General features: G+C 72.2%; 22 protein-coding genes. 7 read left to right on the forward strand and 15 right to left on the reverse strand.

Annotated elements, in window-relative coordinates; all coding sequences use genetic code 11:
* The 3 genes from ACI79G_RS23210 to ACI79G_RS23220 all read right to left on the reverse strand — a co-directional run.
* The coding region (locus ACI79G_RS23210; protein WP_456883396.1) for an aldehyde dehydrogenase family protein at positions 1–632 on the reverse strand (632 nt) is incomplete at its 3' end.
* Between the two features lie 170 nt (positions 633–802).
* Complete coding sequence (gene kal / locus ACI79G_RS23215) at positions 803–1231, reverse strand: 3-aminobutyryl-CoA ammonia lyase (RefSeq protein WP_456883397.1); 429 nt, start codon at positions 1229–1231, stop codon at positions 803–805.
* Between the two features lie 40 nt (positions 1232–1271).
* On the reverse strand, positions 1272–3335 hold the full coding sequence (locus ACI79G_RS23220) for an acetate--CoA ligase family protein (protein WP_456883398.1): 2064 nt from the start codon (positions 3333–3335) through the stop codon (positions 1272–1274).
* Between the two features lie 117 nt (positions 3336–3452).
* On the opposite strand from ACI79G_RS23220, the gene ACI79G_RS23225 reads away from it, so the two are divergent.
* Entirely contained in the window at positions 3453–4451 is a 999-nt protein-coding gene (locus ACI79G_RS23225) for an acrylyl-CoA reductase family protein (RefSeq protein ID WP_456883399.1), read from the forward strand.
* A 128-nt stretch (positions 4452–4579) separates the two neighbouring features.
* Positions 4580–6178, forward strand: coding sequence for a PucR family transcriptional regulator (locus tag ACI79G_RS23230; protein ID WP_456883417.1), 1599 nt, complete (start codon positions 4580–4582; stop codon positions 6176–6178).
* Between the two features lie 91 nt (positions 6179–6269).
* Here ACI79G_RS23230 and ACI79G_RS23235 read toward each other — a convergent pair whose 3' ends face one another.
* Together ACI79G_RS23235 and ACI79G_RS23240 are read right to left on the reverse strand one after the other, a co-directional pair.
* Entirely contained in the window at positions 6270–7814 is a 1545-nt protein-coding gene (locus tag ACI79G_RS23235; protein ID WP_456883400.1) for a gamma-aminobutyraldehyde dehydrogenase, read from the reverse strand.
* 58 nt (positions 7815–7872) lie between these two features.
* Entirely contained in the window at positions 7873–8955 is a 1083-nt protein-coding gene (locus ACI79G_RS23240) for a proline racemase family protein (RefSeq protein ID WP_456883401.1), read from the reverse strand.
* Positions 8956–9123: 168 nt separating this feature from the next.
* Between ACI79G_RS23240 and ACI79G_RS23245 the strand changes: the two genes are divergently transcribed.
* The 4 genes from ACI79G_RS23245 (at position 9124) to ACI79G_RS23260 (ending at position 15480) form a co-directional block, all read left to right on the forward strand.
* On the forward strand, positions 9124–10026 hold the full coding sequence (locus tag ACI79G_RS23245; protein WP_456883402.1) for a dihydrodipicolinate synthase family protein: 903 nt from the start codon (positions 9124–9126) through the stop codon (positions 10024–10026).
* Between the two features lie 65 nt (positions 10027–10091).
* Positions 10092–11384, forward strand: coding sequence for an NAD(P)/FAD-dependent oxidoreductase (locus ACI79G_RS23250; RefSeq protein WP_456883403.1), 1293 nt, complete (start codon positions 10092–10094; stop codon positions 11382–11384).
* A 273-nt stretch (positions 11385–11657) separates the two neighbouring features.
* Positions 11658–13526, forward strand: a complete 1869-nt coding sequence (locus tag ACI79G_RS23255; protein ID WP_456883404.1) for an APC family permease — start codon at positions 11658–11660, stop codon at positions 13524–13526.
* A gap of 109 nt (positions 13527–13635) precedes the next feature.
* Complete coding sequence (locus tag ACI79G_RS23260; protein WP_456883405.1) at positions 13636–15480, forward strand: putative nucleotidyltransferase substrate binding domain-containing protein; 1845 nt, start codon at positions 13636–13638, stop codon at positions 15478–15480.
* Between the two features lie 35 nt (positions 15481–15515).
* On the opposite strand, the gene ACI79G_RS23265 is transcribed toward ACI79G_RS23260, so the two are convergent.
* From ACI79G_RS23265 to ACI79G_RS23305, 9 genes are all read right to left on the reverse strand, one after another.
* Complete coding sequence (locus ACI79G_RS23265) at positions 15516–16115, reverse strand: short chain dehydrogenase (protein ID WP_456883406.1); 600 nt, start codon at positions 16113–16115, stop codon at positions 15516–15518.
* A 451-nt stretch (positions 16116–16566) separates the two neighbouring features.
* Positions 16567–17247, reverse strand: coding sequence for a GntR family transcriptional regulator (locus tag ACI79G_RS23270; RefSeq protein ID WP_456883407.1), 681 nt, complete (start codon positions 17245–17247; stop codon positions 16567–16569).
* A 297-nt stretch (positions 17248–17544) separates the two neighbouring features.
* Positions 17545–17841, reverse strand: coding sequence for a hypothetical protein (locus ACI79G_RS23275; protein ID WP_456883408.1), 297 nt, complete (start codon positions 17839–17841; stop codon positions 17545–17547).
* 720 nt (positions 17842–18561) lie between these two features.
* Positions 18562–19413 carry a citryl-CoA lyase gene (locus tag ACI79G_RS23280; RefSeq protein WP_456883409.1) on the reverse strand — a complete coding sequence of 284 codons (852 nt, stop codon included), beginning with the start codon at positions 19411–19413 and terminating at the stop codon, positions 18562–18564.
* On the reverse strand, positions 19410–20636 hold the full coding sequence (locus ACI79G_RS23285; RefSeq protein WP_456883410.1) for a CaiB/BaiF CoA transferase family protein: 1227 nt from the start codon (positions 20634–20636) through the stop codon (positions 19410–19412). The genes ACI79G_RS23280 and ACI79G_RS23285 overlap by 4 nt, the downstream gene beginning before the upstream one ends.
* Positions 20633–21403, reverse strand: a complete 771-nt coding sequence (locus tag ACI79G_RS23290) for an IclR family transcriptional regulator (protein WP_456883411.1) — start codon at positions 21401–21403, stop codon at positions 20633–20635. The genes ACI79G_RS23285 and ACI79G_RS23290 overlap by 4 nt, the downstream gene beginning before the upstream one ends.
* Positions 21404–21492: 89 nt before the next feature.
* The gene (locus ACI79G_RS23295) at positions 21493–22998 is read right to left on the reverse strand and encodes a tripartite tricarboxylate transporter permease (protein WP_456883412.1); all 1506 of its coding nucleotides are present in this window, start codon (positions 22996–22998) and stop codon (positions 21493–21495) included.
* Positions 22998–23564 carry a tripartite tricarboxylate transporter TctB family protein gene (locus ACI79G_RS23300; RefSeq protein WP_456883413.1) on the reverse strand — a complete coding sequence of 189 codons (567 nt, stop codon included), beginning with the start codon at positions 23562–23564 and terminating at the stop codon, positions 22998–23000. Before ACI79G_RS23300 ends, ACI79G_RS23295 begins: the two co-directional genes overlap by 1 nt.
* On the reverse strand, positions 23561–24538 hold the full coding sequence (locus ACI79G_RS23305) for a Bug family tripartite tricarboxylate transporter substrate binding protein (RefSeq protein ID WP_456883414.1): 978 nt from the start codon (positions 24536–24538) through the stop codon (positions 23561–23563). The genes ACI79G_RS23300 and ACI79G_RS23305 overlap by 4 nt, the downstream gene beginning before the upstream one ends.
* 135 nt (positions 24539–24673) lie before the next feature.
* Here ACI79G_RS23305 and ACI79G_RS23310 point away from each other — a divergent pair, with 135 nt between their 5' ends.
* Positions 24674–25024, forward strand: coding sequence for a universal stress protein (locus ACI79G_RS23310; protein ID WP_456883415.1), 351 nt, complete (start codon positions 24674–24676; stop codon positions 25022–25024).
* 290 nt (positions 25025–25314) lie between these two features.
* Here the strand turns inward: ACI79G_RS23310 and ACI79G_RS23315 are convergent, their stop codons facing one another.
* Entirely contained in the window at positions 25315–26544 is a 1230-nt protein-coding gene (locus ACI79G_RS23315) for an IS110 family RNA-guided transposase (protein WP_456883416.1), read from the reverse strand.
* Positions 26545–26883: the final 339 nt, after the last annotated feature.

Here is a 26883-nt window from a genome sequence, read left to right on the forward strand (position 1 = left end):
GGCGGCAGGAACTCCTCGCAGATCTCGGCCATCAGCAGGATCGACAGCGGCGCGTCCTCGGCGGCCTTGAGCACGATGGTGTTGCCCGCGGCCAGGGCGGCCGGGACCTTGAAGCCGGCGATCATCAGCGGCGAGTTCCACGGCAGGATCGCGCCGACCACCCCGAGCGGCTCCTGCCGGGTGTACTGCAGCTGCGTCGCCCCGGCCGGCAGGGTCGTGCCCTTGACCTCGCCTGCGACGCCGCCGAAGTAGCGGAACAGATCGACCAGCAACGCCGCCTCGGGCCGGGCCTGGGTGCGCAGCGCGTTGCCGGTGTCCTCGGCGGTGACCCGGGCGAGCTCCTCGGCGCGGTCCTCCAGCGCGTCGGCGATCCGCAGCAGCACCCGCTGGCGCTCCTTGAAGTGCTGGTCGCGCCAGGCAGGGAAGGCGTCCCGGGCGGCGGTGACGGCGCGGTCGACGTCCGGAGCGTTCCCGCGGGGCACGCGGGCGATGACCTGGCCGCGGCGGGCCGGGCTGGTGATGTCCCGCCACTCACCCTCGACGGCCTCCACCCACTGCCCGCCGATGAGCATCAGCCGGGTCGGCGGGGACGTCGTGCCGGTGGACGGGCTCAGGACGCTCTGCTCGAACATTGGTTCCTCCTGCGTGGGGGTGAGGGGTCAGTCGGCCGAGCGGGGCTCCTGCTCGACCGATGGTGCGTCGAGCCGGCGGCCCTCCGTCCACAGCTCGCGACCGGGATCCGACCTCGCGCGCCGGTCCGATCGGTTCGGCTGTTCCGGTCGGCTCGTCGGCGTCGCCCGGGTCAGGAGGCCGGTCGGCCTGCGCCGCGCGGCCCGCGGCTGTGTGCCTTCGGGACGACGGTGGTCCCGGTCGCCCGGACGACGACGACGGGCTGGTCCAGCACGTCGGCGCCGGACGGGCTGTCGTCGTACCGGGAGGCGATGACCTTGCGGGCCTCCAGCTGCACGGTGCGACTCGTGGTGCCCATCCGGGTGACGGTCCCGGTGATCTCGAGGAAGTCCCCGGTGTAGACCGGCGCCAGGAACTCGACCTTGTCGTAGCCGACGAACAGGCCCTCGTCGCCGTCGGTGATGATGGCGACCTCGGTGACGATGTCGCCGAAGAACTTGAGGACGCGTGCGCCCTCGACGAGATTGCCCCCGTAGTGCGCCTCCTCCTGGCCGATGCGCACGCGCAGCGTGCTGACGATGGGCTGGGTCTGCTCGGTCATGTCTCGCTCCTCCAGTGGTGGGTTTCGCCGGTGTTGCCGATCAGCGGGCGGCGGTCAGCGCCGCGTCGACGGCGACTGCCCGGGTCCTGCTGACGATCACGGGGTTGACGTCGATGGCGGTGATGTCGGGGGAGGAGGCGCCCAGTCGGCTGACCGCGACCAGGGCGCGGACCACGCCGTCCTGGTCGAGCGCGCCTCCACGCGCGCCGGTGATCATGGAGCCGACCCGACTGCGGTCCAGGAAGGCCCTCGCCGTCGGCTCGTCCAGCTCCCCGACGTGGACGTCGACGACGTCGAGGTACTCCGTCCACACGCCGCCGAGGCCCACCAGGCAGGTGGGGCCGAAGACGGGGTCGCGGTGGAAGCCGACGAGGACCTCGAGATCGCCCCGGACCATCTCCGCGACGAGCAGCTCGAGGGGCACCTCGTGCTCCGCCGCCCACGTGAGCATGCGGTGCGCCTCGGACCGGACGGCGTCGGCAGTCGGCAAGCCGACCGCGACCAGCCCGGCCTCGGTCTTGTGCAGCAGCCCCTCCGCCACGCCCTTGAGGACGACGGAACCGCCCAGCTCCGAGAACGCGTCGGCGGCAGCCGCTGCGGTCGTGACCCGTCGCGCGCGCGGCACCGTAAGCCCGAGGTCGGCGAGTGCGGCCAGCACCTCGTCCTCGGTGGACGGCAGCGGCACGCCGGCGGCCGGGGCGGCCGGTCGGACGGCGAGGTCGGGGACGCGGAGCCCGGCCTCCGCCCGCCGGCCGAGCGCACTCAGGGCGCCCAGGGCCGGGCGGGCACCGCGCAGCAGCGGGATCCGCGCCTGGGCGCAGAAGACGGCGAGCTCCTCTGGCGGGTCCTGGCTGGCGGGGCTGAGGACGACCGGCACGGTGGTCGTGTCCGCGACGGCCTCGTGCAGCGCCTTGGCCAGGAAAAGACCGAGGTCCTTCTCGTGGGCGCCGGCAGTCTGCTGCTGGTCGATCCCCACGACGAGGAGGTCCCCGCCCTCAGCGGCGGCGGCCCGCAGGGCCTCCGGGTAGATGACCTCGTACTCGTCGGTGCCCCAGGGGTCGAGCGGGTTGCGCGGGGAGAACAACGGCCAGCGCTCGGTGAGGGAACGGCGGGCGGACTCGCTCAGCCGGGGCAGCTCCAGCCCAACGTCGGCGGCCACGTCGGCGAGCAGGTTCCCCTCGCCCCCCGAGTTGGTCACCAGGTGCGCCCGCCGTCCCGCGATGCGCCGCCGGGTGCCCAGGACCTCGCCCAGGGTGAGCAGCTCGTCGAGGTCGGCGGCGATCACGGCGCCGGCCTGGGCGAGTGCGGCCGCGGCCGTTCGCGCACCGCCGGCCAGCCGGCCCGAGTGGGCCTGGACGCCCTCCTGGGCCGTGGCCGACCGGCCCACGACGCAGGCGGCGAGGGTCTTGCCCGCCTCGGCCAGCTCCCGGCAGGCGGCCAGTGTCTCCTCCGCGTCGCCGATCGCCTCCACGAAGGCCAGCACCGCGGTCGTCTCGGGGTCGGCGGCGAAGAAGCGGAGGTGGTCGGCGAGGGAGAGCACGGCCTCGCTGCCCGAGGAGATCGCGGTCGACAGCGGCACCCGCGGCCCGGCGTTGACAAACGCCTCCACGATGGCGCCGCTCTGGGCGACCAGGCCCACGCTCCCCCGCCGCAACTGGGGGCCGACGCTGCCGATGTACGGAGCGGCACCGGTCACCAGGTCCAGCACGCCCATGCAGTTGGGGCCGACCACGGCGAGGTCGTGGTCGTCCCGGAGGCGCTGCAGCCGGCGCACCAGGTCGTGCGCGAGGGGTCCGGAGTCGGTGTGGCCGGCGCCGGGGACGACGAAGCTGCGCACACCGGCGGCCAGGCCCTCCTCGACCACCCCGAGCACACGATCAGCACGGACCTGCACGAGCGCGAGGTCGACCGGCTCGTCGAGGTCGGCCAGGGTCGGCACCGCGGCCACACCGGTCACCTCACGGTGCTTGGGCGTGACGGCGACCAGCCGGCCGGCGTAGCCCAGCGCCCGGCTGTTCTCCAGAGCGACGCGGCCGACGAAGCGCGACGGCGACGCGCCGACCACTGCCAGGGAGCGGGGCCTGTACCGCACATCGATGGACACGGCATGAGCATGGGTTCCCCGAGGGCCCGGCGAAGGCGCACAATTCGTCGGGATCCAATGTCTTGACCGGACACTCTGCCTTCTCCGGCTGGGCCTCCCCCGGCACAGGATCGAGGCATGTCCACGCTCCCCTCCTCAGTCCGTGCCCTGGTCGCCGACGCCTCGGGACCGGAGTCCCGCTTGGAACTCCGCTCGCTGCCCGTACCCGACCTGGGCGACGGCGACGTGGTCATCGCCGTGTCCTGGTCGAGCGTCAACTTCAAGGACGGCCTCGCCTCCCGCAAGGACGGCAAGGTGGCGCGCATCGACCCGCTCGTGCCAGGCATCGACCTGGCCGGCACGGTCGTCGACCCCGGCAGCTCCGCCCTCTCGACGGGCCAGTCCGTCCTGGTCCACGGGTACGACCTCGGCGTCGCCCACCACGGCGGCTACGCCGAGTACGCGCGAGTGCCCGCCGGCTGGGTGGTCCCGCTCCCCGGCGGGCTGAGCGAGCGCCAAGCGATGACCCTGGGGACGGCCGGCTTCACCGCAGCGCTGAGCGTCGCCGCCCTCGAGGAGCACGGCCTGACCCCGGGTGCGGGGCCGGTCCTGGTCACAGGGGCCACCGGCGGTGTCGGCAGCGTGGCGGTGTCCGTCCTCGCCAGCCGCGGGTACGAGGTCACCGCGGTCACGGGCAAGGCCGAGGCCGCGGACTGGCTCCGTTCGCTGGGGGCATCCGACGTCGTCGACCGTTCCGCACTCGATCCCCTGCGTCCCCTGCAGCGGGAGACGTGGGCCGGCGCCGTCGACTGCGTCGGTGGGGAGACACTCGCCGCCGTCCTGGCCTCCCTGCGCTACGGAGCTGCCGTGGCGGCGTCGGGCAACACCGGCGGGGTCGCCGTCCCGACCACGGTCTTCCCCTTCATCCTGCGCGGCGTGAGCCTGCTCGGCATCGACTCGGTGCAGTGCCCCCTCGAGCGCCGCCGCGCGGTCTGGGCGCGACTGGCCGACGATCTGCGCCCGTCGTCACTCGACGCCCTGGGCACGGACGAGGTGGAACTGGCCGAGGTCCCGACCGTCCTCGCGCGGATCCTCGACGGCGGCGCCCGCGGACGCACCCTGGTGCGCGTCTCCTGAGGGCACCCACCAGGGGTGACGCCGGAGGTGCCGGCGGTCGGCGTTCCCTAAGCTCGGAGTCCACCGCCGCCGTGCCGTGGAGCGGAGCGGCTCCCCGGTACCACCCGAGGAGCCCGTCCGTGGCCAGCATGACCGTCCGGGATGCACTGGCCGTACCGGCCCTCCGCAACGCCGGCCCGCTCGTGCTCGCCGGCGCAGCGGGTCTGGGGAACCAGGTGCGCTGGGTGCACACCACCGAGCTGGTCGACATCGCGCCCCTGCTGCGCGGCGGCGACCTGGTGCTCAGCACGGGGATCGCGCTGCCGGACAGCCCCGAGGACCTGGCTGCGTTCGCCGGCAGCCTCGACCAGAGCGAGGCCGCCGGCCTGGTCATCGAGCTGGGACGGCGGTGGACGGAGGTCCCCGCTGCGCTGGTGACCGCGTGCGAGCGACTGTCGTTGCCGCTGGTCGCGCTCAGCCGCGAGGTCCGGTTCGCGGCCGTGGCCCAGGCGGTCGGCGAGCGGATCGTCGACTACCAGCTCGAGGAGCTGCGCGAGGCGCAGCGCGTCCACGACGTCTTCACCGAGCTGAGCATCGCCGAGGCCGGCCCGGCGGAGATCCTGGAGTCGGTGCAGCGCCTGGCCGGCGCCACGGTCGTCCTCGAGGACGCGCAGCACCGGGTCGTCGACTACCGGTCAGGCCCCGGCGACACCGCCGCATCCCTGGCCGACTGGCAGGCCCGCTCCCGCGTCGTCGTCCTCGACGGGCGCACCACCTGGGACGAGGCCAACGGCTGGCTGGTGACCCGGGTCGGCAAGCCGGACCGCGGCTGGGGCCGGCTCGTCATCGAGTCACCGGACGAGCCCCCGCAGCGCCTGGTCGCGATGGCGGAGCGAGCGGCGGCCGCCCTGGCGCTCCACCGGCTGCACGACCGCCAGCGCGACAGCCTGGTCCGGCGCACCCACCACGAGCTGCTCGTGCGACTACTCGCCGACCCCGGCGAGCCCGAGGTGCTGCAGCGCTGCGAACTCGCGGGGATCCCGCTGATCCGGCGGCAGCTGGTCGGCCTGGCCCTGCGTCCCCCCGTCGGAGCGGGCGAGCCCGGCCGGCGCCCCGCACAGCTGGACGCCGCGGTGGCTGCGCTCGTGCACGCGGTGCACGAGATGCGGGTACCCGCCCTCGTCTGCGAGATCGACGGCGCCGTGCGGGCACTGCTCTCCTTCGCGCCGTCCGCCGACAGCACCCAGGCGATGGGGGACCTGGCCGGTCGCGTGCACCGGCGGGTCAGCGTCGTGGTCGGCGCGGGCCGTGCCGTGGACCGGGTGGGCGACATCGGGCGGACCCTGCGCGAATCGCTGCACGTGGTGGACGCGGTGCGGCCGGGCACCCGGGCCCGCGCCGTGCACCGTCTGGAGGACGTGCACCTGCGCGGCCTGCTGACCATGCTGGCCGACGACGAGCGGCTGCGGCTGTTCACCGCCCGGGAGCTCGATCCGCTCAGGGAGCACGACGCCCGCGCGCAGACCGGGCTGCTGGACACGGTTCGTGCGCTGGTCCGGCACCCGGGCAGCAAGTCCGACGCGGCGGCCGGGCTGCACGTGTCCCGGTCGGCCTTCTACGACCGGCTGGCCAAGGTGGAGCAACTGCTCGGCGTCGACCTCGACGATCCGGACATCCTCGTGTCCCTCCACGTCGCCGTCCTCGCCGACGAGGTGTTCGGCGGGGAGACCAGGCCGGCCGGCGCATGATCCGGTGTCCGGACCGGCCGGCCGGTGACGCCCGTGCCGGGCCCGCCACGGGCGCACCCGCCCATGCAGGTGCGCCCGGGACGCGGTCGGATCAGGCGGTCATGACACGGGAGTGGTGGTGGCTCTCGCCCTCGGCCGGACTGGTGAAGATGACGTCGTGCCAGTCCTTGCGCGGCTGCCGGGACAGCGCCGACATGACGTGCTTGACCTGGGTGTATTCGTCGAACGAGTAGGTCGACATGTCCTTGCCGAAGCCGGACGCCTTGTACCCACCGTGCGGCATCTCGCTGATGATCGGGATGTGGTCGTTGATCCACACGCACCCGGCGGCGATCCCGGCGGAGGCGCGCTGCGCCCGGAAGACGTCGCTGGTCCACGCCGAGGCGGCGAGCCCGTAGGGCGTGTCGTTGGCGAGGGCCAGTCCCTCGTCGTCACCGTCGAAGGGCAGCGCGACGAGGACCGGGCCGAAGACCTCGTCTTGGACGATCTCCGAGTCCTGTGCCGCGTCGACCACCAGGGTCGGCTCGTAGTAGGCCCCCGCCTCCAGGGCGCCGGTGCCGGGGCGCCCGCCGGTGACGACCTTCGCGCCGGCCTCGCGGGCCCGATCCACCATGCCGGCGACGTTGTCGCGGTGGTTGAGGGAGATGAGCGACCCGAGGTCGGTGGCGGGGTCGTCGACGGGCCCGACGACCACCTGGGACATGAGCTCGGCGACGCGGCTGACGAAGGCGTCGTAGAGCGGGCGCTGCACGTAGGCGCGGGTCGCCGCGGTGCAGTCCTGCCCGGCGTTGATCAGCGAGCCGGCGACCGCGCCCCGGGCGGCGGCCTCCAGGTCCGCGTCGTCGAACACGACGAACGGGGCCTTGCCGCCGAGCTCCAGGTGAACCCTCTTGACCAGGCCCGCGGCCAGCGAGCCGACCCGGCTGCCCGCTCCGGTGGAGCCGGTGAAGCTGATCATGCTCACGTCGCGGTGGGTCACCAGCGCTTCCCCGACGACCCTGCCGCGCCCGGTGAGGACGTTGACCACGCCGTCGGGGATGCCGGCGCGCTGCGCGGCCTCGGCGAAGGCGACCGACGTCGTGGGAGTGAGCTCGGCGGGCTTGAGCACGATCGTGTTGCCGGCGGCGATGGCGGGCAGGATCTTCCAGGCCGCCATCTGCAGGGGGTAGTTCCAAGGGGCGATCGAGCCGACGACCCCGATCGGCTCGCGGCGGATGGACGACGTGTGCTCGCCGGAGTACTCGGCGCTGGCCTTGCCCTCGAGGTTGCGCGCGGCACCGGCGAAGAAGGACACGTTGTCGACGGTGCCGGGGACGTCGAAGCCCTGGGTGAGCCGGATCGGCTTGCCGGCCTGGCGGCTCTCCGCCGTGGCGAGCTCACCGGCGACGGCGTCGAGCTCGGCGGCCAGCCGGTGCATCGCGGTCGAGCGCTCGGCGGGCGTCGCCCCCGCCCAGCCCGGGAACGCGGCCTTGGCAGCGGCGACGGCCTCGTCGACGTCGTCGACCGAGGCGAGGGTGTCGGTGGCGACGACGTCACCGTTCGAGGGGTTGGTGACCGTCAGCGGGTCGGACGAGCTGCCACGGCGGCGTCGGCCGTTGACGAACTGCAGGCCCGTGTCGTCGATGGGGTGGGACATGGCGCTCCTCGGGGTGGGATGGGGTCGGGTGTCGCTCGGGACGACGACGTCCGCACTGTCAGTCGCGGACGGTGCTCCAGATGTCGCCCACGGTCAGACCCGTGGGGAACGGGTCGTCGGGGCGCAGGACGTGCTGCGCGTAGCCGGTGATCCACGCCCGGCCCTGGATGGAGGGCACCACGGCGTCCTGGCCGCCCACGGTGGTGCGCTCGTGGAGCAGGCCACGGAACGTCGTCCCCAGGACGCCCTGGTGCACGAACGGGACACCGAGCTCGAGCTCACCGCGGGCGTGGAGAGCGGCCATGCGGGCGCAGGTGCCCGTTCCGCAGGGTGAGCGGTCCAGGGTTCCCCGCCACGACGCCGGGTCGTCGAGGGTGATCCGGCCGGCCGGTAGGACGACGCTGTTGCGCCCCGAGACGCCGGCCGCGTCGCCGGGGCCGTGCAGCATGACGAGGGCGATCTCGGCGACGTCCGGCTTCTCGGGGTGCGCGACCGGCACCTGCTCCCGGGCTGCCGCGAGCAGCGCCGTGCCGGCGCGGGCGATCGCGGGGGCGTGCTCGGGGCCGAGGGCGACCCCCATGTCGGCGGCCCGGGCCTGCACGTAGAACTGACCGCCGAAGGCGATGTCGGCGGCGATGGTGCCGTACTCCGGGACGTGGACCGGGTGGTCCAGGGCCACGGCGAACGACGGCACGTTCCGGACCCGGACCCAGCGCACCCGGCCGTCCTCCACCCGGGCGGTGGCCTCCACCGGGCCGACGGCGGTGTCGATGCGGATCACCGTCTCCGGCTCGGTCGCCGGCAGGCTGCCGGTCTCCAGCAGGGCGGTGACGGCGCACATCGTGTTGCTGCCCGACATGGGACGGAAGCCGCCCTGCTCGAGGACGATGATCCCCACGTCGGCACCGGGGTCCAGCGGCGGCAGCACGAGGACGGCGCACATCGCGGGGTGCCCGCGCGGCTCGCGCAGCAGCAGCCGGCGCAGCCAGTCCAGCTCCGTGGCGCACCAGCGCATCCGCTCGAGCCAGGTCGTGCCGCGCACGAGCAGGTGGGCGCCGAGCAGGATCCGCCCGGGCTCACCCTCCGCGTGCACGTCGATCGACGTGATGGTCGTCGTGCCGGTGGAGGTCGGCGTCGCCATGTCGGGCCTTCCTGTCCGAGCCCCGATGCGGATGGGGCTTGACGAACCGCGTGATGCCCCTCACTCTTTCGGGTCAGATGCAGATTGTCAAACAATCTGCATCGTCCGTACCGGGTCTGGGACCTCGCCCCGGGCCCCGGCACCCACCCGGCAACCGAGAGGCACATCGTGACCACCACCGACCTCACCGGCATCCTCGTCGCACTTCCCACCCCCTTCACCGCCGACGGCAGCGAGATCGACGCCGCCGCCCTGGACGCCCACGTCGACCGGCTGATCCAGGAGGGCGCGCACGGCCTCGTCCCGGGCGGCAGCACCGGGGAGTTCACCGCCCTGAGCGTCGACGAGCGCAAGCAGCTGACCGAGCTGGTCGTCAAGTCCGCCGGCGGGCGGGTGCCCGTGGTAGCCGGCACCGGCGCCCTCTCCACCCGTGACGCGGTGGACCTGGCGGCGCACGCGGCCCAGGCCGGCGCCGCGGCGCTGATGGTGGTGCCGCCGTTCTACGACGCGGTGGAGCTGTCCACCTTCAAGGAGCTGCTGCGCGAGATCCACGCCGCCTCGCGGCTGCCGATCATGTTCTACAACATCCCGTCGGCCAGCGGCCTCAGCCTTAACCCGGCAGAGATCGCCTCGCTGGCCGAGGTCGAGGGCGTGCGCTACCTCAAGGACACCTCCGGTGACGCCGTCGGGCTGACCGAGCTGCTGCAACTGCACGCGGACCGGATCACGGCGTTCAACGGCTGGGACACCCTGACCTTCTACGGCCTGGCCGCCGGCGCCAAGGGCTCGGTGTGGGGCGCGACCAACGTGATCCCCGAGCTGTCCCGGCAGCTGTGGGACGCCCTCGCGGTCGATGGCGACCTGGTCCGGGCCCGTGAGCTGTGGGCGAAGATCTACCCGATCTGCCGCCTGCTCGAGCAGTACAACTACGCCGCCGCGGTCAAGACCGGCATGCAGCTGCGCGGATACGCGACCGGCCCGGTGCGCAAGCCCTTCGCGCTCTTGGACGGCGAGGCCCGAGCCGAGTTCGCCCGGCTGCTGCGCGACGCCGGCGTCGAGGTCGTCGACTGACGCCCCTGCGAGACGACCTGACGAGGTACTGAGGACATGGTCCGACGCCGGATGGGAGCAGAGCAGTGAAGATCGTGGTGGTCGGCGGCGGCATCGTCGGACTAGGCAGCGCGTACGAACTCGTGCGCGACGGGCACGACGTGACCGTCCTGGACGCCGGTGCGCTGGGCGCCGGGGCGTCGCACGGCAACGCGGCCAAGATCACGATGGCCGAGGCGACGCCCGTCCCGGCGCCCGGGATGGTGCTGCAGGGCCTGAAGTGGATGCTCAAGGCCGACAGTCCGCTCTTCGTGCGGCCGTCGCTGTCCCCCACCTTCGTGCGGTTCATGCTCACGATGGCCCGCCACTGCAACGAGGGCGACTTCCGCCGCTCACTCAAAGTGCACCTCGACATGGCCTCGACCTGTACCGAGGTCCTCGACGAGTGGGCCGACGACGGGCTGTCGTTCGAGATGCACCGCAAGGGTGTGCTGCTGATCTTCGAGAACCGGGAGAGCTTCGAGCACCGGGTGGCACTCAACGACGCGTTCGCGCCGTTCGGCATGGAGCCCGAACTGCTCGACGCGGACGCGCTGCACGACCGCGAGCCGTGCCTGTCGGACCGGGCGCGCCACGCCCTGTTCTTCCCCGACGACCGGCAGGTCGAGCCGGACTCGCTGACCGGAGCGCTGGCCAAGCGGCTGCGCGAGCTCGGCGCCCAGCTGCGCGAGCACACCCGCGTACTCGACTTCGAGCAGACCGGCGACCGCGCCACCGCCGTGATCACCGACGCCGGCCGGGTCGAGTGCGACCAGGTCGTCCTCGCCACCGGCGTGTGGACCGGCGTGCTCGCGGCGAAGCTGGGTCCGGCTCTGCCCATCGGCCCGGGCAAGGGGTACAGCGTCGACTACACCCCCTCCCCGGTCCCGCTGACCACGCCGCTGACCTTCGAGGACGCGCACGTCGCGGTCACGCCCCTGAACGGGCGGCTGCGGCTGGCCGGCACGATGGAGTTCGCCGGGCTGGACCTCGGCGTCAACGCGCGCCGGGTCGCAGCGGTGAAGCGGGCGGCCGCCCGCGGGTTCCGGGACTGGGACGAAGAGACTCCGCACGCCGAGCCGTGGGCGGGCCTGCGGCCGATGACGGCCGACGGCCTGCCGATCGTCGGGCGGCTGCGCCCGGACGGCAACGTCCTGGTGGCCTCCGGCCACGGCATGCTCGGCCTCACGCTGGCGCCCAGCACGGCCAAGACCGTGCGCGACCTCGCCCGGGACGTCGAGGCGGGCCGCCCGAGCCCGCTCACGCCCTACGGGCCCGAGCGCTTCCTGCGGTCCTCCCGCAGGAGGGCCCGCCGGGCAGGCGCCCCCACCCGCCACTAACGCGGACCCGTCCACGTCGACGCCGGACGCGTCGACGTGGACGGGCGATCCGCGCCAGTGCCGCCGCCCCGGCGGACGACCCACCCAGTCCCTCGGCCGCGCTCCGCCGGTCGAGCCCCAGTGCTGCCCGCGGACCGACGCCGTCGGCTCGACCACCCCCTCCTAGAGGCGGCCGGACCGGTCGCGTCCAGCCCGCGGAGCAGCGGACCACGCACCGAGATCCGCGGGGACCGCACAGCGACACCACCGCACCCGACCAAGGAGAGATCCAGCATGTCCGCAACGCCAGATGCCCTCCCGGTGGAGGGCGCGTACGAGGCGAGCGACGTCCATCTCAAGCAACAGATCAGCCTCTTCGGCCTGATCGCCCTCGCCGTCAGCGTCCAGGTGGGCTCCGGCTGGCTCCTCGCCACGCTGGCCGCCGCCAGCATCGCCGGCCCCGCCTCCATCCTCACCTGGGTCCTGGGCGCCGTGTTCTTCGGCATCATCGGGGTCACCTGGATGGAGCTCGGCGCCATGCTCCCGCGCTCGGGCGCCGGCGTCCGCTACCCCCGGCTGACGCACGGCGCGTTCCTCAGCTGGTTCAACGGCTGGGGCTACCTCATGGCGGCACTGGCACTGCCCGTGATCGAGGTCCAGGCCGTCCTGACCTACATCGGCGGCAACTGGCCGGGGCTCGGCCTCCTCGAGGAGCGAGCAGGCATCACCGTCCTCTCCTGGCCCACCGGCATCCTCGTCGGCTTCGTCCTGCTCTTCGTCTTCTTCCTGCTCAACTCCTTCGGGGCGAAGCTGCTCAGCGAGTCGAACAAGTACGTCACCATCTGGAAGATCGTCATCCCCCTCGTCACCGCGGGGCTCATGTTCACCGCGTTCTCCTCGGCGAACTTCACCATCGGCGGCGGATTCGCACCACTGGGCACCGGCGCGGCCTTCGGTGCCCTCGCAAGCGGGGGCATCGTCTTCGCCTACTCGGGGCTCCGGCAGATCCTCGACTTCGGCGGCGAGGTCGTGAACCCGCAGCGCAACATCCCGATCGCGATCGTGGTCGGCGGCCTCATCATCCCGCTGGTCATCTACATCCTGCTGCAGATCAGTTTCCTCGGGGCGATCGACTGGGCCTCGGCCGGGGTGGAGCCCGGTGACTGGACAGGCCTGATCGGTAGCGGCTGGGCGTCCGCTCCGCTGCTGAACGCCGTCGTCGCGGCCGGCTTCACGTGGTTCTCGATCGTGCTGCTCTCCGACGCCGCGCTCTCCCCCGCGGCCACCGGTTGGGTGTGGTTGGGCATCGGCACCCGCACGGTGTACTCCATGTCGGTCAACAAGGAGTTGCCGACGGTCTTCCAGCGGATCAACCGGCACGGGACCCCAATCCTGGCCCTGGCCGCGTGCACCGGGCTCGGCCTGCTGTTCTTCTTCCCCGCTCCGAGCTGGTACCTCTTCGTCGGGATGGTGTCGATCGCGCTGACCCTCAGCTACGTCATGGGCGGCCCGGTCCTGGCGGTACTGCGGCGTACGGCACCGGACTTCCCTCGTCCGGTCAAGCTCAAGGGGGCCGTCTTCTGGGCCCTGGCGGGGTACGTCGCGAGCCTGATGCTCATCTACTTTGCGGGATGGGTGCCCCTGATCAACCTCTTCACCCTCGTCTTCTTCGCGCTCCCGCTCTACGGGGCCTACACCAGTGTGAGCGAGGGGTGGAGCCGGCCGGGCCCGAGCTGGCTGCTGTCCGCGGCGTTCACAGCCGCCTGGGTCGTCACCGCGGTCGGCGGTGGCTGGCTGGCCACGCTGGACCAGGAGCAGCGCGAGGGTGGCTGGGGGTTCCCGGTGTACTTCACGGCGATCGTGCTCGTCGTCGCCCTGTTCATGGCGGGCCTCTACGCGGTGAGCACGGAAGTCGGCCGGCGACACATCCGCGGCGGAGCCTGGCTGGTCACCACGATCCTGGCGCTGCTCCTCCTCGCCTACCTGGGCCAGTTCGGGCCGATGGACTCCCCGGTGCTCCCCAACCCGGTCGACCTGGTCCTCATGGTGCTGGTCTCCGTCGGCTCCTTCCTCTGGTCGGTGCGCGCGGGCGGTCCGACCGAGGAGCTCGGTGAGATCCTCGCCGCCCAGGCGGAGCGGGACCGCGCCCGGGCGATGGGCTGACCCCACCGTGGTGCGAGCGGTCCGGGCCCTCCGTGGGAGGCGCCCGGACCGTTCGCACGTCCGGCGCACGACGTCGGGGCACGCGGGCGACGACCTACCATCGACAGTCGTGCCCGCCGCCCACACGATGGACCTCGACGTCGCGACGTTGACCGACTTCCTGGGCTCCTGCGCTCCGTTCGACGCGCTGGAGCCCGGGGATCTGGCCCGGATCGTCGTGCACGCCGTCGTCGAGCAGTACGAGGCCGGCGACGTCATCCTCGACGCGTTCGACGCCCGCATCGCCGAGCTCTTCGTCGTGTGGCAGGGCCGGGTCGACATCTGGATCAACACCGACCGGTTGACCGAACTGCCGGACAAGACGGAGGGCGCCGGCGGCCTGTTCGGCTACGTCGCCGCCCTCACCGGAGCCGCGCTCCGGCCGCGCGCCGTCGCCGTGGGGAGGGTGGTTGTCGTCCGACTGCCGGCCGACCTCGTCGCACCGGCCTTCGCGTCCCGCCGCGGTGCTCGCTTCCTCGCGCAAGAGGTCTGGTCGACGAACCAGCGCGCAGTCGGGATCCCCAGCTACACGCTCGTCGACGACCTCGTGGCGAGGGCACCGCTGGTCGTCGACCACGGGGCCTCGATCGCCGACGTCGCCCTGCGGATGGCCCAGGCCGACCTCGGGTACGCCGCCATCCGGATCGCCCCCGGACGGTTCGGGCTGGTCACCGACGCGTCGATCCGGGACGTCGTCGCGGCAGCCCTGCCCACGACCACCCCGGTCGCCGAGATCATGAACCCCGAGCCACCGGCGGTCCAGCTCGGCGCCTCGGCGACCGAGGCGCTCATCAAGGTCCTGGAGCGGGCAGCGGACGTCGTCCTCGTTACCGACCGCGCCGGTGAGCTGTACGGCGCCGTCGCGCCGATGGACTTCGTGGTGTCATCGACGACCGCCGGAGCGGCGCTCCACGAGCAGCTCCGGCGCGCGAGCACGGTGGAGGAGTTGCAGCACCGCTACCGCGGGGTCCCGCAGCTCGTCAGCGACCTGATGGCCCGCGGCCTGGCCTCGGGCCGCGTCATCACCGTCCACTCGGCCCTCGTGGACACCCTCGTGCGCCGCGCCGTCCAGCTTGTTCTGGAGGGACACCCCGAGCTCGACCGGGAGGCGTTCACGTGGCTGTCGCTGGGGAGCAACGGGCGGCGCGAGGCGGTGCTCAGCTCGGACATGGACGCCGCGGTCTCGTTCGCCGACGGGATGGGTGATGACGAGATCGCGCGCTACCGTCCCGCGTTCGTCGAGATCGCCCACGTCCTTGAGCGGGCCGGGCTGAGGCACGACCGGCACGGGGTCAGCCCGGTGAACCCGGAGTTCGCCCGGACGCACCGCCAGTGGGAGATCGCAGCCCGCGGCTGGCTGGCCAGGCCCAGGGAGGACGACGCGGTCATCAAGACCTGCCTGCTCGTCGATGGCCGGCCGATCCACGGCGACCTCACCCTGCCCGAGGTCGCTCGCGTCTTCGGCGACCTCCGCCTGCACCCGTCGACGATGAAGGTGCTGCTGGCCATCTCGGTGGGCCGGTCCACGACACCCCGCGGTCGGTGGCGCCGCAAGCAGATCGACCTCAAGGGGCAGGCCCTGCTGCCGATCACGAACATCGCGCGCTGGGCAGCGCTGAGCGTCGGGGCGACTGCGCTCGGGACGCAGGAGCGGCTCCAGGCGGCCGCCGGATCGCCCGTGCTGACCGCCGAGGATGCCGAGACCCTGGGTGACGTGTTCGAGATCGTCCAGCGCATGCGACTGCGTCACCAGCTCGAGCAGCTGAAGTCGGGCGCGACGCCGTCGGACACGATGAGACCGCGCGACATGTCGTCGATCGAGGTCAGCGTGCTCGACGAGGCCGTCCGTGAGATCGTCGCGATCCAGCGCCGGATGGCCAACCTGGCCAAGTTCGTCCCGGACCTGCAGGGCTGACGTGCCCACGACCCCAGCCGAGGGCCGCTGGAGGGTCACTGCACGAGGAAGACCTGGCCGGTCTCGGCTCCCTCGATGGACCGGACGTAGGCCGCAGCCGCCACGTCAACGTCGACCGGCGTCACGCCCGGAAAGAGGTCGCCGTACGTCGCCATGCTCTCGGTGAAGACGGTGGGGCTGACGGCGTTGATGCGCTGGGGGGCGATCTCGATCGCAGCGGCACGCACGAAGGACTCCACCGCACCGTTCACCATCGCGGCCGCGCTGCCGGTGACGATCGGGTCCCGGTTCAGGACGCCGGCGATGAGGGTGAACGAGCCGCGCTCGGCGACGTGGCGGGTGCCCTGCCGGACCAGCTCGATCTGGCTGGCGACCTTGCCGCGGTAGGCACGCAGGTAGTCCTCGGGCGTCATGTCGACGATGCGCTTGTACGGGACGTCGCCCGCCGCACTTGCCACTGCATCGAGGTCGCCGACCTGCCGGAAGACGCGGGCCGCCTGCTCCGGATCGGCCACGTCTGCCCGGATGTCCCCGGCGGTGCGCCCGACGGTGACGACCTCGTGCCCCCGCCCGGTGAGCGCCTCGCCCACCGCCGTCCCCAGCCGCCCCGTCGCTCCGACCAGCAGGATCTTCATGCGTTCCCTCTTTCCTCGGCCGTGGTCCGGATACCCGCTCGACGTCTCACCGCGCGGCGAGAAACTCGGCGCGGTCGGTGAAGGGGTGGTGCGGGGTGCGCCCCGGCCCCGCCCCTCGCGGTCGGTCCGGTGACCGTCGGCATGACTCGAGTCTGCGGATGACTCGGCTCACGGTCACCGGACACTCTGTACCGCCTTGCTCCGTCAGCCGTACAACCAGTCGATCGGGCGCGAGCGCTGCGCGCCCTACGCTGGCGCAGGTGCGGACCTCTCCATGCCGGCCGCGGTGGGTCCGTGTGCTCGCCGACTCGAGGCGTCCGGGCGCTCCCGGGCGAGGGGGGCGACTCGCGAACGGCGCGGAAGCCACGGGCGCCGCCGTGGACGTCGGCGCGGTGACCCACGCGGTGGCCTGGTCTCCCCGTCCGCTCCGCCGGTGGGTCGGCGGGGGCAATCAGGACAGCCGGCGCAGCACCTCGTCGACGCTGTGCCGAATGTGGTCCTCCACCTCGGCGACGATCGTCGCCTCGTCGCCTTCCTCGATGACGCGGATCAGCCGACGGTGCAGCGCCGCGTCGCGTTCCGGGTCGTGACGCACCGCCTGGTCCACGGTCAGCGCGATGTGCACCTGCGACCCGACCAAGGGCCAGATCTTGCGCAGCGTCGGGCTGGCGGCCTGGTCCCATATGGCCTTGTGCAGCGCGATGTGGGTGACGTGGGCCTGCAGGTCGTCCCCGGTCTCGATCGCAGCGAGATGCTCTCGCAACGCCGTGCGGACGCCCTCCATGGCGGACCCGTCCGGGTCTCGCGAGAGACGCAGGGCCGCCATCGTCTCCAACGGCGTCCGCACCTCCGCGACGTCGCGCAGCTCATCGGCCGTGGGCTGCGCGACGTGAATGCCCTTGTAGGGCACTTGGACGAGGGCTCCCTCGTGGACCAACTGCTGGAGCGACTCCCGCAGGGTGGGGCGGCTGACGCCGAGCGCCTCGGCGAGGTGGACCTCCTTGATGCGCTGGCCCGGTCGCAGCTCCCCGGTGAGGAGCGCGCGTCGGATCCGCGTCGAGACCTCCTCACGCCGAGTGGACGAGACAATCGTCCCGCCACTCAAGGTCACGGCCGCATCCGGCACGTGCATCCCCTCACTCCTGCAGGTTGACTGACGATCTGCGATTATTGTCCACGGTCCGCAACTCTTGCGCCGGGCATCCCGTGGACGACTGTCACACGTTCTCGGGACGGTAGGGAGCCGGCCGCCCGGTGGCGGAGCTCCTGGCGGGCGAGCGCACGGCGGACCCGGGTCCCCATTCCCGGTCTCTGACCGCTGTCTGCTGCGCACAGGGGTTGGCCCGCCGCCACTCCGCGCGGACCGCGACCCCGAACAACTATGCCGGCTGCCTGACTGCCTGTGGCCCGACATGTTCGACGAGCTACGTCAACACCCGGCGCGGTCGAGGACCCGATCCTCGGCCCGCTGCCGGTCGAGTCCGTGCGGAAGGCCGACGGTCGCGCCGAGCCCGGCGATACCAGCGCTTTCCTCGGTCGCGGACGTGAACCGCCGGCCTTTCCATGCGAGCGATGGCTCGTGGTCGAAGGCGAACGGGTCCTCGACGTTGAGCCAGCCGACGGTCGATGGACCCAACCGCTCCGTGGCCCGCTGCGACGGCTCGGTACGGCAGTCCAATGCCGCGGTGATGCCAAGCCGCTCGTGCGCCGTCAGCACCGCCGTCATGGCCTCCTGGCACGCGGGACGAGATCAAGCCAACGGCCGCGAAGGATGCGTCCTGACCTCCTAGCGGATGAGAGACACGCCTCCTGCGCTCATTCATTCCGGCCGGTCGCATCCAGTCGCTGCAGCCTCCACTCGAAGGCCTCACGATCATTGCCGTTCGAAACCGCAGGCGAGAATCGCCGCTGGAGGAGCACATGCCGCTCCAGCAGTCGGGCGCACCCACCCGCCGCCGGGGGCGACGCCGCCTTCACCGCCGCCGGCCCGATGCTGCACTCCACCGCCGGGTAGGCGACCTGACCCGGCGCGACGTCGGCCAGGACGGTGGGCGTGCCAACGGTGCCCCGACCGTCGGGCCGTCGTCCTCCGGTCAGCACCCGGCACCCTGCGCGACCGAGGCCTCGACCTGCCGGTGCACGCCGCCCAGGAACTCCGCGCGGGCCATCGGCCCGACGTCGGTCCCCGGCGCGCCTCGGGGTCGCCGACGGTCAGCGATTCCACCTCGGCGACCTGGGTGCTTAGCGGCGACGTGCCGCGAGGGTCAGCTCGAGGCGCCGTAGCGGTTGTCGTCAAGGTTGACGGTGGCGCTCCGGACGACGAGCTCGTCGATGCAGTCGAGGACCTTCGCCGGCAACCGGACGTTGGCCGCTGGCAGCTAGGACTCGAGCTGCTCCATCGTCTGCCGGTGCGCCCTTGGAGTTCGGCGCAGATGGGCAGGTCGGGTCATACCCCGCCCCGCGGCGGGAGGTCGCGTGGATCCGGCCCGTCGTAGGCGGGCAGCAGGGGGCGAGGCAGGGGGCCCTTGATCCGGGTGCCGGAGCCCTTTTCCTCCCAGGCGTGGGCGAGGATGCCCACGCTGCGGGAGAGGACGAACAGGCCGCGCCCGAGCTCGGGGGCGAAGCCGAGCTCGCTGTAGATGATGGCGGTGGCGCCGTCGATGTTCATGGGAACGGGGCGGCTGCGGCCCTCGGACAGTGCGCGCTCCAGGGCGGTGCCGGCGCGCAGCGCCCAGCCCGGCGCCTCGCCGGCTGCCACGGCCTGGCTCGTCCGGTCAAGCAGGGGGTCGCGACGGGGGTCCCGTGGGTGGAAGCGGTGACCGAAGCCAGGGATGTGCCGCTTGGCGGCTCGGTAGTCCGCGACGAGCTGCTGGGCGGCGGCGTCGAGGTCCGTCCCCCGGGACACGGCATGGTCCAGGTCGGCCAGGATCTCCATGCACTGTTGACCGGCGCCGCCGTGGACGTCGCCGAGGAGGTTGGCGCCGGTGGCGATCGCGTTGTTCAGGCCCAGTCCGCAGGTGGCCGCCATCCGGGCAGCGGCGATCGACGGCGCCTGGGGTCCGTGGTCGACCGCTGCGACGAGGGCGGCCTCCAACAGCCGGCCCTGTGCCGGTGATGGCAGGTCGCCGCGGAGTAGGAGCCAGATCATCTCCGCGAAGGAGACCTCGCCGATCAGCTGCTCGACGGGGTAGCCGCGCAGCAGGATCTCTCCGGGGCGGATGCGACTGATCCCGGTACGCCACCAGCCGGTGACCCTCTCCTCGTACTCCTCGGGGCTGTCGAAGGCCGGGCGCGTCATACCGTTCCCTCCTCACGAAGCGCCGCGATGTCGTCAGCGCTGTAACCGAGCTCGGCGAGCAGGGCGTCGGTGTGCTCTCCGAGCAGCGGAGGCGGGGTCTGCGGCCCGGGTGTGGAGCCCTGTACGCGGATGGGGCTGCCGAGGACCCGCAGCGGGTGGTCTCTCTGCCCGGGGAACGGGACAGCATGGACGAACTCGCGGCTGACGATCTGTTCGTGGGTGAGCGCCTCTGGCACGGTCAGCACGCGTGCGGCGGGAACGCCGGCGGCGGCCAGCAGCGGCTCCCACTCCCGCGCGGTCCGTTCGGCCAGCGCCTTCTCCAGTTCTCCGGTCAGCTCGTGGCGGTGGGTCTTGCGCGCCGCGCGTTCTGCGAACCGTGCGTCGTCGGCCAGCTCGGGTCGACCCAGGATCCGGCACAGCGCGGAGAATTGGCGCTGCTCGTTCGCGGAGATGTTCAGCATCCCGTCGGCGGTGGCGAAGGTCCCGGACGGGGCGGCGGTGAAGTTGTCGTTGCCCATGGCGACCGGCTCCTGCCCGGCGATGAGGTAGTTGGACACGACCCACCCCATGGCGGTCAAGGCGGCCTCCAGCATGGAGACGTCCAGCCGGACCCCTTCCCCGGTGCGGTCGCGGTGGACCAGCGCCGAGGCGATGGAGAAGGCGGCGGCCATGCCGCCGAGGGTGTCGGCGACCGGGTAGCCGGCGCGCAGCGGGCCGGTCTCGCGCGTGCCGGTCACGCTCATCATCCCGGAGAGGCCCTGCACGATCTGGTCGTACGCCGGGCGGTCGCGCAGCGGGCCGTCCTGGCCGAAACCGGAGATCGCGCAGTACACGAGTCGCGGGTTGGCCGCGCTCAGCACGTCCCAACCAACACCGAGCCGGTCCATCACGCCGGGCCGGAAGTTCTCCACCAGGACGTCGGCCCGCTGCACCGCCCGCAGCAGCACCTCGCGCCCCCGCTCGGACTTGAGATTGACCGTCATCGACCTCTTGCCGCTGTTCTGCGCCAGGAACGATGCGCCCAGACGCTCCTCGTTCAGTGCGTGGTCCGCACCCAACTGGCGGGCGAGGTCTCCGGCGCCCGGGATCTCGACCTTGATCACATCTGCGCCCAGCAGCGCCAGCTGGTAGGCCGCGAACGGGCCGGCCAGCACGTTGGTGAGGTCGAGGACGCGAACGCCGCTCAACAGGTGGCCCGGGTGGTCGGCGGGTGGGTGGGTCACGTGTTGCCTCCGATGAACTGCAGGTCGGACAGCCGCTGGCCGGCCTTGGTCAGGACGGGCAGGCACGCCTCGATGCGCTCCTGGGTGAAGCGGGTGGTGGGGCCGCCGAGGGCCACGGCAGCGACGATGCGGCCGTCCGCGTCGGTGATGGGGGCCGCGACGGCCGACACTCCGTCCTCGCGTTCGCCGTGACTGACGGCCCAGCCCTGCTCCGCGGCCCGGCGGGCCCGCTCGGCCAGGACGGACTCGAACTCGGGCCCCCGTCCGGCGGCCGCTGCCGTGCGTTTCACGTCCTGGGCGGAGCACCCGGCGAGCAGGACGTGCGAGGAGGCACCGGCCCACAGGGGCATCTCCTCGCCGATCCGGACGACGTGACGCAGTTGCTGGGTGCCCTCGTGCTGGGCCACGCACACCCGCGAGGTGCCTTGGCGGATGTAGATGCGGGAGGACTCCCCTCCCACCGCTTCCGACAGGTCCCGCAGGCACTCGGCGGCCTCGGGGGGCAGTTGCCAGGCATCCAACGCCAGCCGTGCCCAGCGCAGCAGTCCGGCGCCGGGGGTGAGGCGGCCGTCGCCGCGGGTCCAGAGCAGTCCGCGCTGCTCGAGGGTGGCGACCAGCCGGACCACGGTGGACTTGGCCAGCCCGGTGCCGTCGATCAGCTCGCGCATGCTCCGCGAGCGGTGCGAGTCGTCGAACAGGGCGAGCAGGTCGAGCGCGCGAGTGACGCTCCGGACTCCCTCGCTGCCGTCTCCGGCTGAGTACTGCATCTGTCATCCCTTCTGGTCGATCGCCGCGGGCCGGGGCTCCGGCCCGCGACAGCTCCGCCGGCCTGCTGTGACCCGTTCCGCGGGGCGGCTCACACGTCCACGCTGCGACTCGCGCGGACCCGCGTCGCCAGCACCGCGACCGCGACCACCAGGAGGACCAGGTAGAGCGTGATGGTGATCGGGCTGGCGACCAGGGTGGAGAGATCGCCTTCGCTGGCGGCGAGCGCCCGGCTCAGCTCGGTCTCGGCCAGGGGTCCGAGGATGACCGCGATCAGGACCGGGGCCACCGGCACGTCGTAGCGGCGCATCAGCAGGCCGAGCAGGCCGAAGGCGAGCAGCAGCGCCAGGTCGACCACCGATCCGGCGCTGGCGTAGACGCCGAGTGCGCAGAACAGCGTGATGCCCGCGTACAGGAACGGCCGCGGGATCAGCAGGATCCGCGCCCAGACCGCCGCGAACGGCATGTTCAGGATGAGCAGCACCACCAGGCCGATGAACAGGGACGCGATCAGCGCCCACACCAGGTCGCCGTTGCGCTCGAACAGCAGCGGCCCCGGCTGCAGGCCGTACTGCTGGAACGCGGCGATCATGATCGCCGCGGTGGCGGAGGTGGGCAGGCCGAGGGTGAGCAGGGCGCCCATCGCGGTACCCGATGTGGCGTTGCCCGCTGCTTCCGGTGCCGCGACGCCGCGGATCGCGCCGCGCCCGAACTCCGGCTGGGGGTGCTTGCGGTCGATGCGGCGCTCGTTGCCGTAGGCGAGGAAGGTGGGGATCTCCGAGCCGCCGACCGGGATCACTCCGAACGGCAGCCCGAACCCGGTGCCGCGGAGCCAGGCGGGCAGCGCCTTGCGGAACTCCTGGCGGGAGAGGAACGGCCGCCGATTCGGGCGCAGCAGTTCCTCGCGGTGGATTCGGGTGCCGGCCGAGGCGATCCGCAGCACCTCGGCGAGCGCGAGCAGGCCGACGGTGATCACCACGATGCTGATCCCGTCGAACAGCTGCGGCAGGCCGAGGGTGAACCGCGATGCCCCGGACTGGGTCTCGATGCCGACCATGGCGACGGCGAGACCGATCACGAGGCTGGCCAACCCCTTCAGCACCGAGTCGGCCACCACCGCCGATGTCGCGACGAAGGCGAACACCGCCAGCGCGAAGTACTCCGCCGAACCGAAGTAGGTCGCCAGCTCGGCCATGACCGGGGCGCCGAACGCCACCACGGTGGTGGCGATCAGCCCGCCGACGAACGCGCCGATCGCCGAGGTGGCCAGGGCCTGCGGCGCCCGTCCCGACAGCGCCATCTTGTGGCCCTCGAACGTCGCGGCGATCGCAGAGGAGTTGCCCGGGGTGTTCAGCAGGATGCCGGAGATCGAGTCGCCGAACAGCCCGCCGTAGTACACGCCGGCGAACATGATGAATGCACCGATGGGGTCGAGGCTGAAGGTGATCGGCAGCAGCAACGCCACCGCCATTGCCGAACCCAGGCCGGGCAGCACCCCGACGGCGGTACCGAGCAGGGCACCGAGGGTGACCCACAACAGGTTGATCGGGCTCAGCGCGGTGGCGAACCCGTCGAGCAGCAAGGAGAGTGAGTCCATCACAGGCCTGCCAGGATTCCGGCGGGCAGCGGGAGGCCGAGCCCGCCGGAGAACGCCAGCTGAATGACCGACGACAGCGCCAACCCTGCGCCCAGGTTGACCAGGTGCCGGTCCGAACCGAGCCCCCATGCCACGCCGGCGAACAGCAGCGCGGCGCTGATCAGCCAGCCCAGGGTGGTCAGCACCACCATGAACAGCACGAGAGAGGCCGAGACGACGGCCACTCCCCGCCAGCTGATGCGCGCGTCGCCGTCCCCGCCCGGCGTGCCGTCGGTCGGTGGCGACACCGCGCCACCCGGACCGCGTCGGCGTCGGGACCGCAGCCCCTCGACGAGCAGTGCCAGGCCCACCAGGTAGGCGAGGACCGCGACGATGGTGGGGAACAGCTTCGGCCCGGGTGGCGCGGCGCTGGTGCTCACCTCCATCGTGAGCAGGCCGTGGGTGAGGTAGCCGGCGACGCCGAGCACCACCACTGCCAGGGGGATCGAGGCGCGATGGGTCTCGGCCGCGGCGGGCACGGTCACCTCGGTGACGTCCTCCGCGGGGGCCTGGGGTCGCGTGGTCACAGTCCGAGCTCCTCCACGATCGTGCGGATCCGGTCGGTCTCCGTGGCGAGGAAATCGCCGTACGCGTCGCCGGTCTGCAGGTTCTCCGTCCACTTGTTCCGGCGGAGCGCGTCCTCCCACTCCGGGGTGGCAACCGTCTCCTCGACGATGTCGGTCAGCTCCTGGACCTCGGCGTCGTCCAGGCCGGTCGGCGCGACGACGCCGCGAAAGTTCGGCAGGTACACGTCGTAGCCGGCCTCGATGAAGGTCGGGGCGTCGATGCCCTCCTGCGGCTCGGGAGCCGAGAGCGCGAGCAGCCGCAGGTTGCCGGTCTCGATCTGGTCGGCGAACTCGTTGTAGCCGCTCACCCCGGCGTCGACGCTGCCGGACAGGAGGGCGTTGATCGCCTCGCCGCCGCCGGCGAACGGGATGTAGTTGATGGCGCCGGGATCTGCGCCGACCTGCTGGGCCAGCAGGCCCGCGGTGAGGTGGTCGGTGCCGCCGAGTGAGCCGCCGCCGATCGCGATCGAGCCCGGATCGGTCCCGAAGGTCTGCACGAAGGCGTCGATGTCCTGGTACGGGGAGTCGGCCGGCACCACGAGCGCCAGGTAGTCGTCGGCCAGGTGGGCCACCGGCGTGGTCTGGTCGAGCGAGTACTGCGAGTCGTTGACCTCGATGCCGCCCACCATCACGGTGCCCATGACCATCAGGACGTCGCCGGCGCCCTCCTGGTCGATCAGCTGGCCCAGGCCGATGGTGCCGCCCGCGCCGGGCACGTTGACCACGCGCGGGTTGGTGACTATCCCGTTCTGCCGCATGGCGTTCTGCATCTCACGGGCGACGGTGTCCCACCCGCCCCCGGGCGCGGCCGGGACCAGCAGGGTCAAGCCGGCCCGTGCTCCGGAGATGTCGCCGCTGCGGTTGGCCTGGACGGCTGCGGCGACCACCAGGGGGACGCACAGCACGGCCAGCACGATCTTCCACGGACGGGACACGCGGCCTCCTTTCGGTGAAGTGACGCGAACCACGGAACCATGCGGACCACCAGGCGGTCAAGATGTACCACTAGACGGACCAGCATTCGGGCTTTAGCGTGTCTTCGGCGACGGTCGAGGGAGAGGAAATACGCGATGAGCGTCCTGGTGGCGGCGAGTTCGTCGGCGGAGGGCCGCGCGGCCCTGGCCGCCGGTGTGATCGAGGCGCGGCTGCGCGAGACGGAGCTGCTGTGGGCGAACCTCGGTACCGACCCCGTCCCCGATGTGACCGCGACGGTCGGCAACCTGATGACCCGCGAGATCAAGCTCGATCCACGCATGGACAAGGTCGACGCGCTGCTCGACTCCGTTGTGGTCGAGGACGTCTCGCTCGTCGTGGTGGGCATGCGTCACCGCAGCGCTGTTGGCAAGCTGCTGCTCGGCTCGATGGCGCAACGGGTGCTGCTGGAGGCCGAGGTGCCTGTGCTGGCCGTCAAGGCCCGGTGACGCGTCACCCCATGCCGGCCGACCGGCGAGGCGCAATTCCGGTGCGGACGGTCGGCTCGGTCGAGGAGACGCTGTCGGCCCGGGCACCGTCACCCTGAAAGCGCAGACGTGGGCGATGAAGCCTCCACCGTGGACGCGCTCGTCCGTCTCACCACGCGATCAGCAGTGGTCGTGGAGGACTGCAGGACATGCAAAACTAAGAGCGACACAGACCCGTGAATGGGTGAGCTGCAGGCGCGCGGCAGCGCGGGGCGGGCGCAGCCCGTCCCTCCAGTTCTTCTGCAGTGGGGTCAGGCGGCCCGATCGAGGACCACGGTGTGGCCGAGGCGTTCGAGCTGAGCGACCAGCCGGCGGGCGTGCGCCTCGTCGTTGCGCTTGGCCAGCCAGTCCGGCCCCAGGTCGGAGTAGGGCTCGTCGCGGGTGAGCATGAAGTAGGCCGAGAAGAGCATGGAGTGGGCGACCGCGACCGCCGCCCGGCTCATGCCGCGGCGGGTGGTCAACCGGGCGAACTGGGCCGAGAGGTAGTTGGCGCCCTTCATCGGCCCCACCGAGCCGGCGGCCTCGACCAGCATCGAGGTGAGCCACTTGTTGCCGTGCGGCGCGCTGGTCGGGGTGCGTTTGCCGGCCGATTCGTGCACTCCCGGCGCGAGACCGGCCCAGGGGGCCAGGTACTCGGCGGAGGGGAAGCGGGACATGTCCCCGCCGGTCTCGGCCAGGATCACCTGGGCCACCTTGGGCCCGACTCCGGGAATGGTCTGCAGCAGCTCGAGCTGGTGCGCCCAGGGCGGGCAGGCCTCGGCGATCACCGCGTCCAGCTCGGCCAGCGCGTCCTCGGCCAGCTCCAGGCGGTGCAGCATGGTCCGCGCCAGCTGGGCATGCTGCTCATTGAAGTGCCCGGTCAGCGCCTCGACCAGCTGCGGAATCTTGATCCGCATCTTGCCGCGGGCCAGCTGGGCCAGCACGGCCGGATCGCGCTCACCGGCGATCAGCGCGGCCAGCATCGCCCGCGCCGAGACGCTGGTCAGGCTGGCCGCGACCGACGACAGCTTGATCGAGGCGTCCTTGAGCATGCCCTCCAGCCGGGCCACCTCCCGGGTGCGGTCCCCCATCAGCTGCACCCGGTAGCGGGTCAGCATGCGCAACCGGCGAATGTCCGGAGGCGGCACGAACGACGGCCGCACCAGCCCGCACTCCAGCAACTGGGCGATCCACTCCGCGTCGCGGACGTCGGTCTTGCGCCCCGGCACGGCCTTGATGTGCGCGGCGTTGAGCAGCCAGACCTCCAGTACCTCCTCCAGGCAGTAGAACGGCGCCTTCCAGTAGGTCGACGTCGACTCCATTGCCGCGATGCTCACCTCGTTGGCCAGCAGCCAGTTCCGCATGACCGCCAGCGCGCGGGTGGTTGTCGGAAACGTCCGCGTCTCACTGCGCCGGCCCCGCGGACCGGGAGGGCGCACGCAGACCGTCACGCTCGCCTTGCCGATGTCCAGCCCGGCGACCCGCTCGAACAACACCTCCATGGAGATCCCTCCTGCGGTTGACGACCGATGGGCGTCGTCCGGAGGGCCCTCTGCCGGGAAACAGACCCACGCGCTCGCGGCAGCAATCAAGGGGCACCCGAGGACCCCTCGTCATACACATCTACGGGCTTACCCGCACCACTGTGTCTCGGCGTCGCCGGACGACCGAAGCATTCTCATCCGCAAGGACAGCGATCAAGATCGCAACCGATCACAGACCCGTGAATAGGTGAGTTGCAGGCGCGCGTCAGCGCGGGGCGGCCGAAGGCCGTCCTCCAGTGCCTCTGCAGTTAGGTTCAGGCGGCCGGGTCGAGGACCACCGTGTGGCCGAGCTTCTCC

It is taken from the genome of Geodermatophilus sp. SYSU D00779, assembly GCF_054050595.1.

Excerpts from the sequence above, each read along its gene's own strand:
- kal (WP_456883397.1), bottom strand. The coding sequence starts at position 1,231 with ATGACCGAGCAGACCCAGCCCATCGTCAGCACGCTGCGCGTGCGCATC.
- ACI79G_RS23225 (WP_456883399.1), top strand. The coding sequence starts at position 3,453 with ATGTCCACGCTCCCCTCCTCAGTCCGTGCCCTGGTCGCCGACGCCTCG.
- ACI79G_RS23230 (WP_456883417.1), top strand. The coding sequence starts at position 4,580 with ATGACCGTCCGGGATGCACTGGCCGTACCGGCCCTCCGCAACGCCGGC.
- ACI79G_RS23235 (WP_456883400.1), bottom strand. The coding sequence starts at position 7,814 with ATGTCCCACCCCATCGACGACACGGGCCTGCAGTTCGTCAACGGCCGA.
- ACI79G_RS23240 (WP_456883401.1), bottom strand. The coding sequence starts at position 8,955 with ATGGCGACGCCGACCTCCACCGGCACGACGACCATCACGTCGATCGAC.
- ACI79G_RS23255 (WP_456883404.1), top strand. The coding sequence starts at position 11,658 with ATGTCCGCAACGCCAGATGCCCTCCCGGTGGAGGGCGCGTACGAGGCG.
- ACI79G_RS23265 (WP_456883406.1), bottom strand. The coding sequence starts at position 16,115 with ATGAAGATCCTGCTGGTCGGAGCGACGGGGCGGCTGGGGACGGCGGTG.
- ACI79G_RS23270 (WP_456883407.1), bottom strand. The coding sequence starts at position 17,247 with ATGCACGTGCCGGATGCGGCCGTGACCTTGAGTGGCGGGACGATTGTC.
- ACI79G_RS23275 (WP_456883408.1), bottom strand. The coding sequence starts at position 17,841 with ATGACGGCGGTGCTGACGGCGCACGAGCGGCTTGGCATCACCGCGGCA.
- ACI79G_RS23280 (WP_456883409.1), bottom strand. The coding sequence starts at position 19,413 with ATGACGCGCCCGGCCTTCGACAGCCCCGAGGAGTACGAGGAGAGGGTC.
- ACI79G_RS23290 (WP_456883411.1), bottom strand. The coding sequence starts at position 21,403 with ATGCAGTACTCAGCCGGAGACGGCAGCGAGGGAGTCCGGAGCGTCACT.
- ACI79G_RS23295 (WP_456883412.1), bottom strand. The coding sequence starts at position 22,998 with ATGGACTCACTCTCCTTGCTGCTCGACGGGTTCGCCACCGCGCTGAGC.
- ACI79G_RS23310 (WP_456883415.1), top strand. The coding sequence starts at position 24,674 with ATGAGCGTCCTGGTGGCGGCGAGTTCGTCGGCGGAGGGCCGCGCGGCC.
- ACI79G_RS23315 (WP_456883416.1), bottom strand. The coding sequence starts at position 26,544 with ATGGAGGTGTTGTTCGAGCGGGTCGCCGGGCTGGACATCGGCAAGGCG.